This window comes from Nostocoides jenkinsii Ben 74, assembly GCF_001046875.1.
Lineage (GTDB): Bacteria > Actinomycetota > Actinomycetes > Actinomycetales > Dermatophilaceae > Nostocoides_A > Nostocoides_A jenkinsii.
Genome location: NZ_HF571038.1, coordinates 1,519,653 through 1,534,979, shown reverse-complemented (window position 1 = coordinate 1,534,979; position 15,327 = coordinate 1,519,653). Strand labels below are relative to the sequence as shown.

The 15,327-nt window shown below is 67.4% G+C and carries 17 protein-coding genes; 2 read left to right on the top strand and 15 right to left on the bottom strand.

Annotated features, from left to right (window positions below; translation table 11 throughout):
* From BN13_RS07095 to BN13_RS07075, 5 genes are all read right to left on the bottom strand, one after another.
* On the bottom strand, positions 1 to 439 hold a 439-nt coding region (locus tag BN13_RS07095), incomplete at its 3' end, for an NAD(P)-dependent oxidoreductase (RefSeq protein WP_048545580.1).
* Positions 436 to 1,158 (bottom strand): phosphoadenylyl-sulfate reductase, encoded by a 723-nt coding sequence (locus BN13_RS07090; RefSeq protein ID WP_157038483.1) that lies wholly within the window; start codon positions 1,156 to 1,158, stop codon positions 436 to 438. The genes BN13_RS07090 and BN13_RS07095, both read right to left, overlap by 4 nt.
* Positions 1,155 to 2,825, bottom strand: a complete 1,671-nt coding sequence (locus BN13_RS07085; protein ID WP_048545578.1) for a nitrite/sulfite reductase — start codon at positions 2,823 to 2,825, stop codon at positions 1,155 to 1,157. Before BN13_RS07085 ends, BN13_RS07090 begins: the two co-directional genes overlap by 4 nt.
* A gap of 95 nt (positions 2,826 to 2,920) precedes the next feature.
* A complete protein-coding gene (locus BN13_RS07080) occupies positions 2,921 to 3,238 on the bottom strand; it encodes a hypothetical protein (RefSeq protein ID WP_048545575.1) in 318 nt (105 codons plus the stop codon).
* A 26-nt stretch (positions 3,239 to 3,264) separates the two neighbouring features.
* Positions 3,265 to 4,863, bottom strand: coding sequence for an ABC-F family ATP-binding cassette domain-containing protein (locus BN13_RS07075; RefSeq protein WP_048548963.1), 1,599 nt, complete (start codon positions 4,861 to 4,863; stop codon positions 3,265 to 3,267).
* Between the two features lie 159 nt (positions 4,864 to 5,022).
* Here BN13_RS07075 and ypfJ point away from each other — a divergent pair, with 159 nt between their 5' ends.
* Positions 5,023 to 5,949 (top strand): KPN_02809 family neutral zinc metallopeptidase, encoded by a 927-nt coding sequence (ypfJ, locus tag BN13_RS07070; RefSeq protein ID WP_048545573.1) that lies wholly within the window; start codon positions 5,023 to 5,025, stop codon positions 5,947 to 5,949.
* Between the two features lie 124 nt (positions 5,950 to 6,073).
* On the opposite strand, the gene BN13_RS07065 is transcribed toward ypfJ, so the two are convergent.
* The 10 genes from BN13_RS07065 to BN13_RS07020 all read right to left on the bottom strand — a co-directional run bounded on the left by BN13_RS07065 (position 6,074) and on the right by BN13_RS07020 (position 14,527).
* A complete protein-coding gene (locus BN13_RS07065; protein WP_235433966.1) occupies positions 6,074 to 6,748 on the bottom strand; it encodes an acVLRF1 family peptidyl-tRNA hydrolase in 675 nt (224 codons plus the stop codon).
* Complete coding sequence (locus tag BN13_RS07060; RefSeq protein WP_048545571.1) at positions 6,726 to 7,055, bottom strand: metal-sulfur cluster assembly factor; 330 nt, start codon at positions 7,053 to 7,055, stop codon at positions 6,726 to 6,728. Before BN13_RS07060 ends, BN13_RS07065 begins: the two co-directional genes overlap by 23 nt.
* A complete protein-coding gene (gene sufU / locus BN13_RS07055; protein WP_048545569.1) occupies positions 7,048 to 7,497 on the bottom strand; it encodes a Fe-S cluster assembly sulfur transfer protein SufU in 450 nt (149 codons plus the stop codon). The genes BN13_RS07060 and sufU overlap by 8 nt, the downstream gene beginning before the upstream one ends.
* Before the next feature lie 3 nt (positions 7,498 to 7,500).
* Complete coding sequence (locus BN13_RS07050) at positions 7,501 to 8,805, bottom strand: SufS family cysteine desulfurase (protein ID WP_048545567.1); 1,305 nt, start codon at positions 8,803 to 8,805, stop codon at positions 7,501 to 7,503.
* A 6-nt stretch (positions 8,806 to 8,811) separates the two neighbouring features.
* Positions 8,812 to 9,570, bottom strand: coding sequence for a Fe-S cluster assembly ATPase SufC (sufC, locus tag BN13_RS07045; RefSeq protein ID WP_048545565.1), 759 nt, complete (start codon positions 9,568 to 9,570; stop codon positions 8,812 to 8,814).
* 2 nt (positions 9,571 to 9,572) lie between these two features.
* Complete coding sequence (locus BN13_RS07040; RefSeq protein WP_048545563.1) at positions 9,573 to 9,926, bottom strand: non-heme iron oxygenase ferredoxin subunit; 354 nt, start codon at positions 9,924 to 9,926, stop codon at positions 9,573 to 9,575.
* Positions 9,923 to 11,116 carry a Fe-S cluster assembly protein SufD gene (gene sufD, locus BN13_RS07035; protein WP_048545561.1) on the bottom strand — a complete coding sequence of 398 codons (1,194 nt, stop codon included), beginning with the start codon at positions 11,114 to 11,116 and terminating at the stop codon, positions 9,923 to 9,925. Before sufD ends, BN13_RS07040 begins: the two co-directional genes overlap by 4 nt.
* A 52-nt stretch (positions 11,117 to 11,168) precedes the next feature.
* The gene (gene sufB / locus BN13_RS07030) at positions 11,169 to 12,590 is read right to left on the bottom strand and encodes a Fe-S cluster assembly protein SufB (RefSeq protein WP_048545560.1); all 1,422 of its coding nucleotides are present in this window, start codon (positions 12,588 to 12,590) and stop codon (positions 11,169 to 11,171) included.
* Complete coding sequence (locus tag BN13_RS07025; RefSeq protein WP_321162897.1) at positions 12,587 to 13,300, bottom strand: helix-turn-helix transcriptional regulator; 714 nt, start codon at positions 13,298 to 13,300, stop codon at positions 12,587 to 12,589. Before BN13_RS07025 ends, sufB begins: the two co-directional genes overlap by 4 nt.
* A 72-nt stretch (positions 13,301 to 13,372) precedes the next feature.
* On the bottom strand, positions 13,373 to 14,527 hold the full coding sequence (locus BN13_RS07020; RefSeq protein ID WP_048545558.1) for a PQQ-dependent sugar dehydrogenase: 1,155 nt from the start codon (positions 14,525 to 14,527) through the stop codon (positions 13,373 to 13,375).
* A 62-nt stretch (positions 14,528 to 14,589) separates the two neighbouring features.
* On the opposite strand from BN13_RS07020, the gene BN13_RS07015 reads away from it, so the two are divergent.
* Entirely contained in the window at positions 14,590 to 15,306 is a 717-nt protein-coding gene (locus BN13_RS07015) for an ABC transporter ATP-binding protein (RefSeq protein WP_048545556.1), read from the top strand.
* Positions 15,307 to 15,327: the final 21 nt, after the last annotated feature.

Genomic DNA, 15,327 nt, shown 5'->3' with positions numbered 1-15,327 from the left:
GGGCGGGAGCCCGGGGGGGGTCTGCCCCGCCGGTCACCGCGACCTGCACACCATCGGCGGCACCCCTGCCGACGCCGACGGCCGGCATCCATGCCGCGGATTTGGCGGAGTCACCCGCGCGCACGCACCAGATGGCCTCTGCCGCAGCGGTATTGCCGACGAGGTCATCGACGCCGGCGATGCCGGTCGCCGCGTGCACCAGCCATGCCCGCCGCGGCGAGACCAGGTCCTCGATCTCGAATTCCCGCTCGCGCCACCGCAGGCTCCCGGAGTCCGCTAGCGCGGCGATGCCCTCAGTAGCGGTCGGGGCGACGACGTCGACGAGCGCGGCGGAATTGAGGAGTCGGCGGATGCGGCGTTCGGCAACCGGCCCGGCACCGACGACGAGGACGCGCCGCCCCGTCACGTCAAGGGTGATCGGGTAGTCCGGCTGACTCATATGTGGAGCCCGCATTCGACCTTGTCGGAATTGGCCCAGCGCCCGGCGCGCGGGTCCTCGCCGACGCCCACGGGTCGGGTGCATGGTTCGCAGCCGATCGAGGCAAAACCCAACTCCCGCAATGGGTTCAGGAAGACTCCGTGCTCCGCGGCATACCGATCGACCTCGTCATGAGACCAGCCGACGAACGGGTTGATCTTGATCATCGACCGCTTGGCGTCCCACTCGATGAGCTGGGCGTCGGTGCGGGTGGCGGCGTCGGCGCGCCGGACGCCGGTGACCCACGCGGCATACCCCTGCAGCGCGGCGTTGAGGGGCGCCACCTTGCGCAAGCGGCAGCAGAGGTCGGGATTGCGGGCGTGGAGGCGCTCGCCGAACCGAATGTCTTGGCGGGCAACGCTTTCGCGTGGGTAGACGGTCCGGATGCGGAGCGGGAGCATTACCTCGTAGGCGTCTCGCGTGCCGAGGGTTTCGGCGAAGTGGTAGCCGGTGTCGAGGAAGAACACGTCGAAGTCCGGCGCCGTCGTTCCGGCGAGGTGCAGCAAGATCTCATCGCCCATCGAGCTGGCGATGGTGAGGGACTCGCCATACGTCGTGGCCGCCCAGGCGAGCACGTCGCGGGCGAGCGCGACCTTTTCCTCGTATGCCGTGGCCTCCCCCTCGCGGGCGAGGAACGCCTCGATCTCGGCCGTGCGGTTCTCGGTGGGTATGGCGCTCACCGCAAGTCCTCCTCATCGGCGCGGTGCGCCCACACGGCGAAACTCTCGCCGGCAGAGCGCTGTTCGAGGTATCGGCCGGCGACGCGGTCGATGTAGTCGGGCAGGTCTTCGGCCGCGACCTTGAGGGCGCGGGTCTTGCGAGCGAGCGAGGGCTGCACTCCGAGTCCGCCGCCGAGGTGGACCTGGAAGACCTCTTGGAGTTCGTCGTTCTCGCCGCGCTGGACCATGCCTTTCAGGCCGATGTCGCCGACCTGGGTCCGCGCGCAGGCGTTGGGGCAGCCGTTGACGTGGATGCCGAACGGGACGTCCATCTCCGGACGACGGCGCTCCAACTCGACAACGACCTTCCGGGCGCGATCCTTGGTGTCGGTGAGGCCGAGCTTGCAGAACTCGATCCCGGTGCAGGCCAGCACATTCCGGCGATAGACGCTCGGCTTCGCGATCAGGTCGTATGCCGCGAGCTCCTCGATGAGCGCGGGAGCATCGGCCTCCTCAATGTCAAGGACGAGCAACTTCTGGTGCGGGGTGAGGCGGATGCGGTGGCTGCCGTAGCGCTCGGCGAGGTCGGCGACCTCGCGCAGGATCGTGCCGCTGACCCGGCCCGCGATCGGCGCGGTACCGATCCAAACCTTGCCGTCCTTCTGCTTGTGGACACCGACGTGGTCGCGGTGCCCGTCGGGCGGGGTGACCGGCTCGGGGCCGTCGGGCAGGCGATAGCCGAGGTACTCGGTCTCGAGGATGTCGCGGAACTTCTCCGGGCCGATGTCGGCCATCAGGAACTTCAGGCGGGCCCGGTTGCGGAGCCGCCGGTAGCCATAGTCGCGGAAGATGCCGATGACGCCGGCCCAGACATCGGGGACTTGCTCCAACCGGACGAAGGCACCAAGCCGCTTGGCGAACATCGGCGCCACGGACAAACCGCCGCCGACCCAGAGGTCGAAGCCCGGGCCCAGCTCGGGGTGGTTGACCCCGACGAAGGAGACATCGTTGATCTCGTGGACGACGTCCATGGCGGGCGAGCCGGAGATCGCAGTCTTGAACTTGCGCGGGAGGTTGGAGAACTCGGGGCTGCCGATGTATTTGTTCCGGATCTGCTCAATGGCCCAGGTGCCGTCGACGATCTCGTCTGCCGCGATCCCGGCAACTGGGGAGCCGATGATCACGCGCGGCGCGTCACCGCAGGCTTCCAGCGTGTGCAGGCCAACCCGCTCCAGGCGCTCCCAGATCTCGGGCACGTCCTCGATGCCGATCCAGTGCAACTGAATGTTTTGCCGGTCGGAGATGTCCGCGGTGTCGCGGCCGAACTCGGTGCTGATCTGACCGATGGTGCGCAGTTGCTCGGTCGAGAGGATGCCGCCGTCGCTGCGCACGCGCATCATGAAGTATTCGGCGTCCAGCTCCTCGGGGGCTAGCGTCGCGGTCTGCCCGCCGTCGATGCCCTCTTGGCGCTGGGTGTAGAGCCCCATCCACCGGAATCGCCCGCGCAGGTCGTCACCAGGGATGCTGGCGAAGCCCTGCTTGGAGTAGGTGTCGATGATGCGTTGCCGCACATTGAGTGCGTCGTCGGCCTGTTTGAGAACCTCGTTGCCGTTGAGCGGCGTGCGGTCCCCGTCCGCCCACGCCCCCGTCTGCTGCGTCCGCGTCGGCCGCTTGATCGTCTCGGTCACCCGAGCATCATACGGTCACTTAGTTATGATCGGCATAACCTGACATTATGTGGACGGCGCGAAGTGTCCCGCCCGAACCTTCAGCCAGCGGCTGTTCACTCCCAGCGGGAAAGCTCCGCATCGGACATCAGCGAGTCGAACTCGTTGGGGACATCAAAACTCATCACACCGAACTCACGACGTGGCGCACTGTTGTCTTGTGCAAAGGGCACCCATCCATCAACCTGTTCGGCACCCGACGAGCGCGTCCTGCCTGCGACGACCTCCCACTCCGCTAGGTCACCCCACTCGTCCGCCAAGCCGGAGGACGGATCGGCATAGGCAAGGCCGTCCGCAGAGTCGATCTCCGCACCCCGGAGACTCGTAAGCTCGCCGGGGTCCTTGACCTCGTCAGAACCACCAGCGCCGTTCATGGTTCGAACGTAGCAGCAACTCTCGATCAGGCCAGGGCGATGAGGTCGAGGTAGTCGGGGCCGTAGAGGTCTTCGACGCCATCGGGGAGGAGCAGGATGCGCTCGGGCGAGAGGGCGACAACGGCGCCTTCGTCGTGGGTCACCAGGACGACTGCGCCCTTATAGGTCGACAGGGCCCCCAGGATCTCCTCGCGCGAGGCGGGATCGAGGTTGTTGGTGGGCTCGTCCAGCAGCAGCACATTCGCCGAGGACACCACCAGCAACGCGAGAGACAACCGCGTCTTCTCGCCACCCGACAGGACGCGGGCCGGCTTCTCGACGTCGTCGCCGACGAACAGGAACGACCCGAGCACCTTCCGAACCTCGGTCTCCCCCAGGTCTGGGGCAGCGGACTTCATGTTGGCGAGCACCGTGCGGGAGAGGTCGAGGTTCTCGTGTTCCTGCGCGTAGTAGCCGATCTTCAGCCCATGACCCGGCTCGACCTGACCGGTGTCGGGCGCGTCGATCCCCGCGAGGATCCGCAACAGGGTCGTCTTCCCGGCGCCGTTCAGCCCGAGCACGACAACCTTCGACCCGCGGTCGATGGCCAGGTCCACATCGGTGAAGACCTCCGTCGAGCCGTATGACCGTGACAAGCCCGACGCCCGCAACGGCGTCCGTCCGCACAGGGACGGCTCGGGGAAACGAAGCTTGGCGACGCGATCGTGGGTCCGCTCCCCCTCGACGCCGGCAAGCATCCGCTCGGCCCGGCGGATCATGTTCTGCGCGGCGGTCGCCTTGGTCGCCTTGGCTCGCATCTTTTCGGCCTGCTCCAGTAGAGCGGAGGCCTTCTTCTGCGCGTTCGCGTACTCGCGCTTGCGTCGCTTCTCATCCGTCTCGCGTTGCTCCAAATAGGCCTTCCAGCCAACGTTGTAAACGTCGATGACGGCCCGGTTGGCGTCGAGATGGAAGACCCGGTTGACGACGACTTGCAGCAGGTCGACATCGTGCGAGATGACCACCAGCCCACCCGGATACGCCTTGAGGTAGTCCCGCAGCCAGATGATCGAGTCCGCGTCGAGGTGGTTGGTGGGCTCGTCCAAAAGCAAGGTTGATGCACCGGAGAACAGGATGCGGGCCAACTCGATTCGGCGGCGCTGGCCGCCGGACAGCGTTCCGATTTCCTGATCGAGTTGCTGCTCCGAGAGCCCGAGCGCGGCGGCGATGGACGCCGCCTCGGACTCCGCGGCATACCCCCCGGCAGCCGTGAACTCGGCATCGAGGCGGGAGTAGCGGCGCATCGCCTTGTCCCGCGCCTCGTCGGTGGCGGCCGCCATCGCGTGCTCGGCCTTGCGAAGGTCGCGCACGATGACGTCGAGCCCTCGCGCGGACAGGATGCGGTCCCGTCCAGTGACCGACAGGTCACCGGTGCGCGGATCCTGCGGCAGGTAGCCGACCGAGCCCGAGGACGTCGCCGTCCCGGCCGCCGGCAGTGCCTCGCCGGCAAGCACCTTCGACAGCGTTGTCTTTCCCGCCCCATTGCGCCCGACCAGGCCAACGCGGTCGCCGGGATTGATCCGGAAGGTCGCCTCGTCCAGCAACAGCCGGGACCCGACGCGCAACTCCAGGCCGCTGACGGCGATCACGGCATACTCCAAGGGAAATCGGGGCGGTGACGGGCACCTGAAGGCCGCGACACGAGGGCGGGGAGGGCAGGCCCTCGGGAACACACCGGTGAGCCTGGACAGTTAGTCTAAGCGCACGTCATCCGGGGCCTGGCCCCACTGCCGGGAAAGGTCCCCAGCATGAGTTTCAACGACAACGCCCAACTCGACAACTCGTCCATCGGGACGGGTGGCGGCGGGGGTAGCGGCCGCGGCGGCTTGGTCGTCGGCGGCGGCATCGGTGGGTTGATCCTCGCCATCATCATGATGCTCTTGGGCATCAACCCCGGTGACGTCGGCGGCAGCACCACTCCCGCGGACACGAATGCGCAATCCGCCCAGAGCAACCAGATCAAAGAGCAGTGCAAGACCGGTGCCGACGCCAACAAGTACGTCGAATGCCGAATCGTCGGCACAGTGAACTCCGCAGAGTCGTTCTGGTCGCAGGAGCTCCCGAAGTTCGGCAAGCAGTTCCGTGAGCCAGGCACCATCATCTACAACGGCGCGACCCAGTCCGCCTGCGGGACGGCCTCCAACCAGGTCGGCCCGTTCTACTGCCCGCTCGACGAGAAGATCTACATCGACGCGAGCTTCTTCCAGATCCTCACCGATAAGTTCGGCTCCAGCAATGGCGCACTGGCGCAGGAGTATGTCGTGGCGCACGAGTACGGCCACCACATCCAGAACGTCCTCGGTCTGCTGGGCCGGGCCCAGCAGGACCCGCAGGGCGAGACCAGCGGTGCCGTTCGGATCGAGCTGATGGCGGACTGCTTTGGCGGGATGTGGGCCGCTCACGCCGCGCAGACCACGGACGCAGCCGGCAACACCTTCATCAAGCCGCTGAACGAGTCCAACATCCGCGACGCGCTCTCCGCCGCCGCGTCCGTCGGTGACGACAGCATCCAGGAGAAGACCCAGGGCCGGGTCACCCCGGAGAACTGGACCCACGGCTCCTCCGAGGGCCGTCAGCGCTGGTTCATCCAGGGCATGAAGGCCGGCGACGACATCAACAAGTGCAACACCTTCGGCGTCAACGACCCCAACACGCAGACGATCGACAAGCTCTGACGATCGACAAGCTCTGACCGGAAGCCCGCCCCGAGCGCACGACGACGGCCCTGTCCCCACGTGGTGGGACAGGGCCTTCGTTGTAGCCGTCGCCGGGTATCTAGGCTGGGGGGTGACGGCGTAGCTAGTGTGCGACTGTTTGGCTGAGCAGAATCCGCACTGACGTGCCGCGCTTGATCGCCGTCTCCAGCACCGCCCGGTTGGGGTCGGCCAGGTCATACAGGGTGCGGCGGGGCAACTCGCGCAGCGCGGCGAGGCGGCGGTCCGCCAGCACCTGGGCCACGAGTTGTCGGTCGCCGCCGACGATCAGGCCGGGGCCGACGGGCGCGCCACCGACTGGAATCTCGGTGGTCTCTTCCGCCGGTGATGCCAGGTCGATCAGGATCCGCGCGGCGTGATCGGCCACGGCCGTCACCAGCTCGTCGGCCTGGTTGTCGCGGCGCCGGGCGAAGCGCTGCTGCGACCAGCCGCCCGCAGCCGTGCGCGACTGCACATAGCGGGTGCCGACCTTGTGTAGGACCAAGCGGCCGCCCTTGACGCGGGCCACGGCATACCCCCCGCGGCGCACGAGGACGACGCCGATGGGGTCGTGGTCGAAGTAGTGGAGTCGGGCATGGGTGCCGTCAGCGCCCAGCAACTCGCGGGGCTTGGCGCCCTCGGAGGGGGTGTCGCCGTCGTGAGCGGAACCATGTCTGCTGACGAACCCGTCGATCCACGTGTCGAGCCGCTCGATGGCGACCTCAATTTCGCGGGCAGGGCTGTTCGCCCCGCTGGGCTCAGATGTTGAAACCAAGGGCACGAAGCTGCTCCCGGCCGTCGTCGGTGATCTTGTCGGGGCCCCATGGTGGCATCCAAACCCAATTAATGCGATGGGTTGTTACCAAACCGTCAAGTGCCTGAGCAGTTTGGTCCTCGATGACATCGGTCAGGGGGCAGGCCGCGGACGTCAGCGTCATGTCGATGACCGCGTGATTTTGCGGGTCGACGGTGATGCCGTAAACGAGACCGAGGTCGACGACGTTGATGCCGAGTTCGGGATCAACGACATCGCGCATGGCCTCTTCGAGGTCCGCGACATTCGCGGGCAAGGTGGTTGTTTCAGACATGTGACTCCTCCGAGAGGTTGACTCCGGTCTTGGCCAACGCATCCGCGAGGGCCATCCACGATAAGAGGGCGCACTTCACGCGCGCCGGATATTTCGCGACACCGGCCAGGGCGATGGCGTCACCGATGACCTCCTCGTCGCCGGGATCGGCGCCCTTCGAGGTGAGCATCGAGCGCACGGCCGCGAAGGTGGTCCGGGCGGTGTCGAGGTTCTCGCCAGTGAGCAGGTCAGCCAGCATCGACCCCGAGGCAACCGAGATCGAGCAGCCGAGGCTGTCATACGAGATGTCGGAGAGCACATCCCCATCCCGCGCGACACGCAACGTCACCTCGTCACCGCAGGTGGGGTTGACGTGATGCACCTCGGCATCGAAGGGCGCGCGCAGGCCCGCGCGGTGGGGACGCTTGGCGTGCTCAATGATGAGTTCCTGATAGAGATCCATGGACTAGACCTCGATCCCGAAAATGCCGGGGACGGTGTCGAGAGCCGCGAAGAAGGCCGTCATCTCCTCCGGGGTGTTGTATGGCGCGAGGCTGGCTCGCGTCGTCGCCGCCGCCTTGAACCGGCGGTGCAGCGGCCACGCGCAGTGATGTCCCACACGGACTGCAACACCGTGCTCGTCGAGAATCTGCCCGACATCGTGGGCGTGCACGCCGTTGACGACGAAACTCACGGCGCCGCCGCGGTTTTCGAGGCTGTCGGGCCCGATCAGGCGCGTCCAGGGCCGCTCCCGCAAGCCGTCCAGGAGTATGCCGGTCAGCGCGTGCTCGTGCGCGCTGACACGGTCCATACCGAGATTGGTGAGGTAGTTGCACGCGGCGGCGAGACCGATCGCCTGCGCAGCGTTCGGGACGCCCGCCTCGAACTTCTGCGGCGCAGGCGCGTAGGTCGCCCGCTCCATCGTGACGGTCTCGATCATCGAGCCGCCGGTCAGGAAGACCGGCATCGCGTCCAGGACCTCCCGGCGTCCCCACAAGACGCCGATGCCCATGGGTCCCAGCATCTTGTGGCCGGAGAAGGCGAGGAGGTCCACACCGAGGTCTGCGACGTCGATGGGCAGGTGCGGCACCGACTGGCAGGCGTCGAGGACAACCAGCGCGCCGACTTTGCGCGCGCGGGCCACGATCGCGTCGACCGGATTGATCGTCCCGAGCACATTGGACGCGTGCACGAAGGCAACGACCTTGGTGCGCTCGGTGATGACCTCACGCACGCGGCTCAGGTCGAGACGGCCGTCATCGGTCACCTCAAGCCACTTCAGCGAGGCCCCAGTGCGCGCCGAAAGCTCCTGCCACGGAATGAGATTGGCGTGGTGCTCCATTTGGGTGACGACGATCTCGTCGCCCGGGCCGATCCGGAAGCGCTCACCCGCTCCCCCGCCGCCGCCCGCCGCGCTATTGGAGAAGGCATACGCGACGGCATTGATCGCCTCGGTCGCATTCTTGGTGAAGACAATCTCGTCGGCACGCGCGCCGATGAAGCCGGCGATGGTGGCGCGTGCACCCTCATACGCCTCCGTGCCCTCTTCGGAGAGCGCGTGCGCACCGCGGTGCGGGGCAGCGTTCAGTTCGGTGTACCAGCCGCGTTCGGCGTCGAGAACGGCATACGGCTTTTGGGAGGTCGCCCCAGAATCGAGGTACACCAACGGCTTTCCGTCGCGCACCGTGCGCGACAGGATCGGGAAGTCGGCCCGGATGCGGGCGAGTTCCTGATCGCTGAAGGCCGCGAGGGCGGGCGCGGGGACGGTCATACCGACTCAGACAGCCGCGGGCAGGAAGCGGTCGTAGCCCTCATCCTCGAGGCGGTCGGCGAGCTCGGGGCCACCCTCCTCGGCGATGACGCCGTCGACGAAGACGTGGACGAAGTCGGGCTTGATGTAACGCAGGATGCGCGTGTAGTGGGTGATGAGCAGCACGCCCATATCGGAGGCCTCCTGGGCGCGGTTGACGCCCTCCGAGACGATGCGCAGCGCGTCGACATCGAGACCGGAGTCGGTCTCGTCGAGGACGGCGAAGCGCGGCTTGAGCAACTCCAACTGGAGGATCTCGTGACGCTTCTTCTCCCCACCGGAGAAGCCTTCGTTGACGCCGCGCTCGGCGAAGACTGGGTCCATCCGCAGGTTGCCCATGGCCTCCTTGACGTCCTTGACCCAGGTGCGCAGCTTGGGCGCTTCGCCGTCGATGGCCGTCTTGGCGGTGCGCAAGAAGTTGCTGACTGTGACGCCGGGGACCTCGACGGGATACTGCATGGCCAAGAAGAGCCCCGCGCGGGCGCGCTCGTCGACACTCATCGCCAGGACGTCCTCACCGTCGAGGGTGATGGTGCCGGAGGTGACGGTGTATTTGGGATGGCCGGCGATCGAGTAGGCCAGCGTCGACTTGCCGGAGCCGTTGGGGCCCATGATCGCGTGGGTCTCGCCGGAGTTGATGGTCAGGGTGACGCCGCGGAGGATCTCTTTCTGGACGTCATCGGCGGTGATCGCAACGTGAAGGTCGCGGATCTCGAGGGTGGACATGCTTACTCGCTCTCGGGGATCAGGGCGGCGGGGACGGAGACGTAAACCACGCCGTCCTCGATGGTGACGGGGAAAGTCGCGACCGGCTCGGTCGCGGGGAGGTTCAGGGCATCGCCGGTGCGCACATCGAATCGCGAGCCGTGGAGCCAACATTCGAGGCGGCAGCCGTCGAGTTCGCCTTCGCTGAGGGAGACATTCTGGTGGCTGCAGATGTCGTCGATGGCGTAGACCTCGCCATCCTCGGTGCGGACGATCGCCATGGGCTGGCCATAGATATCGGCCTTGGCCGCGCCAACGGTGGGGAGCTCGTCGAGCCCGCAGACGGCGATGGCAACCAGGTCGGTGTCGGCGCTCATGACGCGACCGCCACCGAGGCTTCGAGCTCGGCGTCGATGGCGCTCATCAAGTGCCCGATCACCTCGGGCACGCCGATGCGCGAGACGACCGCGGCGAAGAAGCCCCGCACGACGAGGCGACGCGCCTCGGCCTCGGGGATGCCGCGGGCCATCAGATAGAACAACTGCTGGTCGTCGAATCGGCCTGTCGCAGAAGCGTGTCCGGCACCGGCAATCTCGCCGGTCTCGATCTCCAGGTTGGGGATGGAGTCGGCGCGGGCGCCATCGGTGAGCAGCAAATTGCGGTTGAGTTCGTAGGTGTCCGTGCCCTCGGCGGCGGCGCGGATCAGCACATCACCGACCCAGACGGTGCGGGCAGAGTCCCCCTGCAGCGCGCCCTTGTATTCGACATTGCTCGTGCAATGCGGCACGGCGTGGTCGACGAAGAGCCGGTGCTCCAGGTGCTGACCCGCATCGGCGAAGTACACGCCATACGCCTCGAAGGAGCCGCCGGGCCCGGCATAGGTCGCATTGGTGTTGAGGCGCACGATCGCCCCACCGAGGGTGACGGCGATGTGCTTGACCTGCGCGTCGCGGCCGACGACCACATCATGCTGGCCGAGGTGGATGGAGCGGTCGTCCCACTCCTGCAGCGAGACGACGGTCAGGTGGGCGCCGTCGCCGGCACTGATGGTGACCAACTCGCTGTATGCCGCATGCCCGGCATGCGCGACGACCACCGTCGCCTTGCTGAACCGGCCGGCCCGGATGAGCACGTGCCCGTGGACGAGTTGCCCGTCGTCGCCGGTGAGGGTCAGCCGCACCGGCTCGGTCAGCTCTGCGTCGTTGGGGATGTCCAGGACGGCGACACCGCCGCTGTGCGCGGCGGCCACGGCCGCCGCCCTGTCGGCGGGCGCCGGCGCGCCGGAGGACTGCCAGTCCGCGACCGACATGGTGCCGAGGCGCACGCCAGCCGGCAGAGTCTCACTCCAGTCGAGGCAAAGGCCGGTCGCCTCGTCCTTCAGGAGCGGACGGATCCTGTCCACGGGAGTGAACCGCCAGTCCTCCTCCCGGCCGGTCGGCATCGGGAAGTCGGCCACGGCATACGAACGGGTCCGCTCGGCGCGGGATTGGTCCGGGACGAAGGTGGCGACCGAATCGGTATGCGGTGCCAGCCCGGGGCGCTGGGTCTTCTCAGCCAGCAGGCTCATGCGGGATTCCTTGTGCAGTAACGGTTTTGGGTGGGTCGGTGACGTGTTGAGGTCAGCCGACCGCGCCCTCCATCTGGAGTTCGATGAGGCGGTTCAGCTCGAGGGCATACTCCATCGGCAACTCGCGGGCGATCGGCTCGACGAAGCCGCGCACGATCATCGCCATGGCCTCTTCCTCGGACATGCCGCGGGACATGAGGTAGAACATCTGGTCCTCGGAGACCTTCGAGACACTGGCCTCGTGGCCCATCTGGACGTCGTCCTCGCGGATGTCGACATAGGGGTAGGTGTCCGAGCGGCTGATCGTGTCGACGAGCAGGGCGTCGCAGACGACGCTGGACTTGCTGCCCGTCGCGCCCTCCATGATCTGGACGAGCCCGCGGTAGGACGTGCGCCCGCCCCCGCGCGCCACGGACTTCGAGACGATGGTCGAGGAGGTGTTGGGGGCCGCGTGGACCATCTTGGAGCCGGCGTCCTGGTGCTGGCCCTCGCCGGCGAAGGCGATGGACAGCGTCTCGCCCTTGGCGTGCTCGCCAAGGAGGTAGACGGCGGGGTACTTCATCGTTACCTTGGAGCCGATATTGCCGTCGATCCACTCCATCGTCGCGCCCTCGGCGCAGGTGGCGCGCTTGGTGACGAGGTTGTAGACGTTGTTGGACCAGTTCTGGATGGTCGTGTAGCGGACGCGAGCGTTCTTCTTGACGATGATCTCGACTACCGCGGAGTGCAGCGAGTCCGACTTGTAGATCGGCGCCGTGCAGCCCTCGACGTAGTGAACGTAGGAGCCCTCGTCCGCGATGATCAGCGTCCGCTCGAACTGGCCCATGTTCTCGGTGTTGATCCGGAAGTAGGCCTGCAGCGGGATCTCGACGTGCACGCCCGGCGGAACATAGACGAACGAACCGCCCGACCAGACAGCGGTGTTCAGCGAGGCGAACTTGTTGTCGCCCGGCGGGATGACCGAGCCGAAGTATTCGCGGAAGAGGTCCTCGTGCTCGCGCAGGCCGGTGTCGGTGTCGACAAAGATAACACCCTTCTCCTCCAGGTCCTCGCGGATCTGGTGGTAGACCACTTCGGATTCGTATTGCGCGGCCACGCCGGCGATGAGGCGCTGCTTCTCGGCCTCGGGGATGCCGAGGCGGTCATAGGTGTTCTTGATGTCCTCGGGCAGTTCCTCCCAGGAGGTGGCCTGCTTCTCCGTGGACTTCACGAAGTACTTGATGTTCTGGAAGTCGATGCCGGACAGGTCGCTGCCCCAGGTCGGCATGGGCTTCTTGTCGAACAGGCGCAGCGCCTTCAGCCGCAAGTCGAGCATCCACGTCGGCTCGCTCTTGCGCGCCGAGATGTCCTCGACGACCTCGGTGTTCAGGCCGCGGCGCGCGGTCGCGCCGGCCGTGTCGCTGTCGGCCCAGCCGTATTCGTAGCGTCCCAGGTCCTTCAGACCGGGGTTCAGGTCTTCGATGCTCTGCGTCATGACGCCTCCGTCGGGTTGAGCGTGGTCGTGGGGATGAAGGTGGTGCACACGTGATCGCCGTGCGCCAGAGTGGCCAGCCGCTGGACGTGCACGCCCAGCAGGCGGGAGAAGGCTTCGGTCTCGGCTTCGCACAGCTGCGGGAACTGCGCCGCCACATCCTGCACCGGGCAATGCCCCTGGCACAGTTGTATGCCGCGCAAGGCCGCCGGTGTCGCCTGGTCGCCCACGGTGCGCAGGCTGGCGTCGAAGCCGTCGCGGCTCAGCGCGCCGACGAGCCGTTCTGCGCGCTCGGCGGTGCCGACGTGCGGGGGGAGCTGCGCGGCATACCGGCTCTCCCAATCGGCGATCCGTCGCCGCGCAAAGTCCTCGACGGCGTGCGGGCCGACGGTCTCCGCGAGATAGCGCAGGGCCTGGCCGGCAAGGTGGTCGTAGTCCGAGGTGAGCGAGCGGTGGCCGGCGTCGGAGACGACATACGCCTTGGCGGGGCGGCCGCGGCGCCGGGGTGAAGCGGCCTCGTGCGGCTCGATCAGCCCGGCGTCGGCGAGATTGTCGACATGCCGACGTATGGCGGTGTCGGACAGCCCGAGCCGCTCGGCGAGGAGCGCGGCGGTGATGGGCCCCCGCTGACTGATCGCCCGCAGCACCCGCTCGCGCGTGCCCGACTCGCGCACGGCATCCGCCGTCGCCTCGGTCGCTCGCGCATTAATCACACATCCATGTTAGGTAATTGCCTCAAGCGTGTCGAAGTTAGGCTAGCCTAAGTCGGCTCGGCACTCGGATGGCTAGGTCGGATCGAGGCGCAGCAGCTTGCCGTCCGCCCCGTCCTGGAGGACCCAGATGCGGCCGTCGGGGCCTTGCTCGACCTCCCGAATCCGCGTCCCCAACGCGCCCTGAGTCCAGACCTCGGCCTTTGTGGCCGCGGTTCCGTCGAGGTCGACCCGCAGCAACGCCTGGCCTGAAAGCGCCCCGATGAAGGCATCGCCGCGCCACTGCGGGAAGGCCTCCCCGGTGTAGATCATCAGGCTGCTCGGCGAGATCGAGGGATTCCACCAGACCTTCGGCGCCTCGAAGCCGTCGCCAGCGGCGTGGTCGGGGATGTCCTGACCGCTGTAGTGCGAGCCATTCGAGACCTTCGGCCATCCATAGTTGGCGCCTTTGGTGATGAGGTTCAATTCGTCACCGCCCTTGGGCCCCATCTCGGTGCTCCACAGCGTGCCGTCCGGCGCGAAGGCGATGCCGAGCGGATTGCGGTGCCCGAGCGTCCATTCCTCGTCGGCCGGATGGCCCTGCGCCGCAACGGGATTGCCCGCCGCGGGCGTCCCGTCCAGGTTGAGTCGGAGGATCTTGCCGAGATTGGTTCCGAGGTCTTGAGCGGGGTCGAACTTCTGCCGCTCGCCGGAGGTGACGAACAGATGTGTCCCGTCCGGGCTGACCGCGAGCCGGTGCCCGTAATGGCCGGTGCCCTCGACCTTCGGCACCTGGCGCCAGATGACCCGGAGACCCTCCAGTCGCGCCGCGCCGTCGGCGATCACCAACCGGCCGCGGCCCACCGCCGCCCCGGCGGTCGAGCCGTCCCCCGCTTCGGCCCACGACAGATAGACCTCCTTTGTCGTGGCGTAGTCCGGCGAGGCGATGACGTCGCCGAGGCCGCCCTGCCCCTCGGCCTTGATTTCGGGCACCCCTTCGACGGTGCTGACCTCGCCGCTGCTCATCTCACGAACCAGAAGCTGCCCACCGCGCTGGGTGATCGCGGCATACGAGGTCCCGGGCAGGAAGGTCATCGCCCACGGCTCGTCGAACGCCGCGACCTCGGTGATCGTGAACGGCTGCGACGACGGCCCCGTGGTCGAGGGGCTCGACCCGCTCGGCGTCGAGGGGTCCGCCGAGCACGCTCCCAACAGGGCCGCTCCGGCCATGACCAGCGTGATTCTGCGCATGGTCGACCGTAACGACTCACCCTGAGACGAGCCTTAGGAGTGGCCGGACCTAAACTCACGAGGTGCCCGCCACGCCCGCCATCGAGGTCCGCGACCTGGTCAAGTCGTATGCCGCCACCCGCGCCCTCGACGGCGCCACATGGAGCGCGCGGGCCGGTCGGGTCACGGCGGTCCTGGGCCCCAATGGCGCGGGCAAGTCCACGACCATCGAGTGCCTCCAAGGCTTGCAACGCCCGGATTCGGGGATCGCGAGGGTGCTCGGCGAGGACCCGTGGGGAGCCCCGGCAGAGCATCGGGCGCGCGTCGGACTGATGTTGCAGGACGGGGGCCTCCCGTCCATGACTACTCCCCCCACGCTTCTCACCCACCTTGCCGGGATGTATGCCGATCCCGCCGACCCAGCCGCCCTCACCAAGCGACTAGGCATTGACGAATTTGCCCGGACCATCGTGCGCCGGCTCTCCGGCGGTCAACGCCAGCGGGTCGCCCTGGCGGCGGCCCTCGTCGGGCGGCCGGACGTGCTCTTCCTGGACGAGCCGACGGCGGGCATGGATCCCCATACGCGCCTGGACGTGTGGGACATCGTGCGCGAGCAAGCCGACGGCGGCGTTGCCGTGGTCTTGGCGACGCACTCCTTCGATGAGGCGGACCGGGTCGCCGATGACATCGTCTTCATGGACCGCGGCCGAGTGCGGGCGTTCGGACCCCGGTCGGAGGTCGCCGGCGCGAAAAGCCTTGAGGACGTGTACTTCTCACTCACCGGACGGGGCGAGCGATGACCACCGTGACGGGCCGGCGGG

Excerpts from the sequence above, each read along its gene's own strand:
- BN13_RS07050 (WP_048545567.1), bottom strand. The coding sequence starts at position 8,805 with ATGACCGTCCCCGCGCCCGCCCTCGCGGCCTTCAGCGATCAGGAACTC.
- BN13_RS07080 (WP_048545575.1), bottom strand. The coding sequence starts at position 3,238 with ATGAACGGCGCTGGTGGTTCTGACGAGGTCAAGGACCCCGGCGAGCTT.
- sufC (WP_048545565.1), bottom strand. The coding sequence starts at position 9,570 with ATGTCCACCCTCGAGATCCGCGACCTTCACGTTGCGATCACCGCCGAT.
- BN13_RS07060 (WP_048545571.1), bottom strand. The coding sequence starts at position 7,055 with ATGTCTGAAACAACCACCTTGCCCGCGAATGTCGCGGACCTCGAAGAG.
- ypfJ (WP_048545573.1), top strand. The coding sequence starts at position 5,023 with ATGAGTTTCAACGACAACGCCCAACTCGACAACTCGTCCATCGGGACG.
- BN13_RS07040 (WP_048545563.1), bottom strand. The coding sequence starts at position 9,926 with ATGAGCGCCGACACCGACCTGGTTGCCATCGCCGTCTGCGGGCTCGAC.
- sufU (WP_048545569.1), bottom strand. The coding sequence starts at position 7,497 with ATGGATCTCTATCAGGAACTCATCATTGAGCACGCCAAGCGTCCCCAC.
- BN13_RS07020 (WP_048545558.1), bottom strand. The coding sequence starts at position 14,527 with ATGCGCAGAATCACGCTGGTCATGGCCGGAGCGGCCCTGTTGGGAGCG.
- sufD (WP_048545561.1), bottom strand. The coding sequence starts at position 11,116 with ATGAGCCTGCTGGCTGAGAAGACCCAGCGCCCCGGGCTGGCACCGCAT.
- sufB (WP_048545560.1), bottom strand. The coding sequence starts at position 12,590 with ATGACGCAGAGCATCGAAGACCTGAACCCCGGTCTGAAGGACCTGGGA.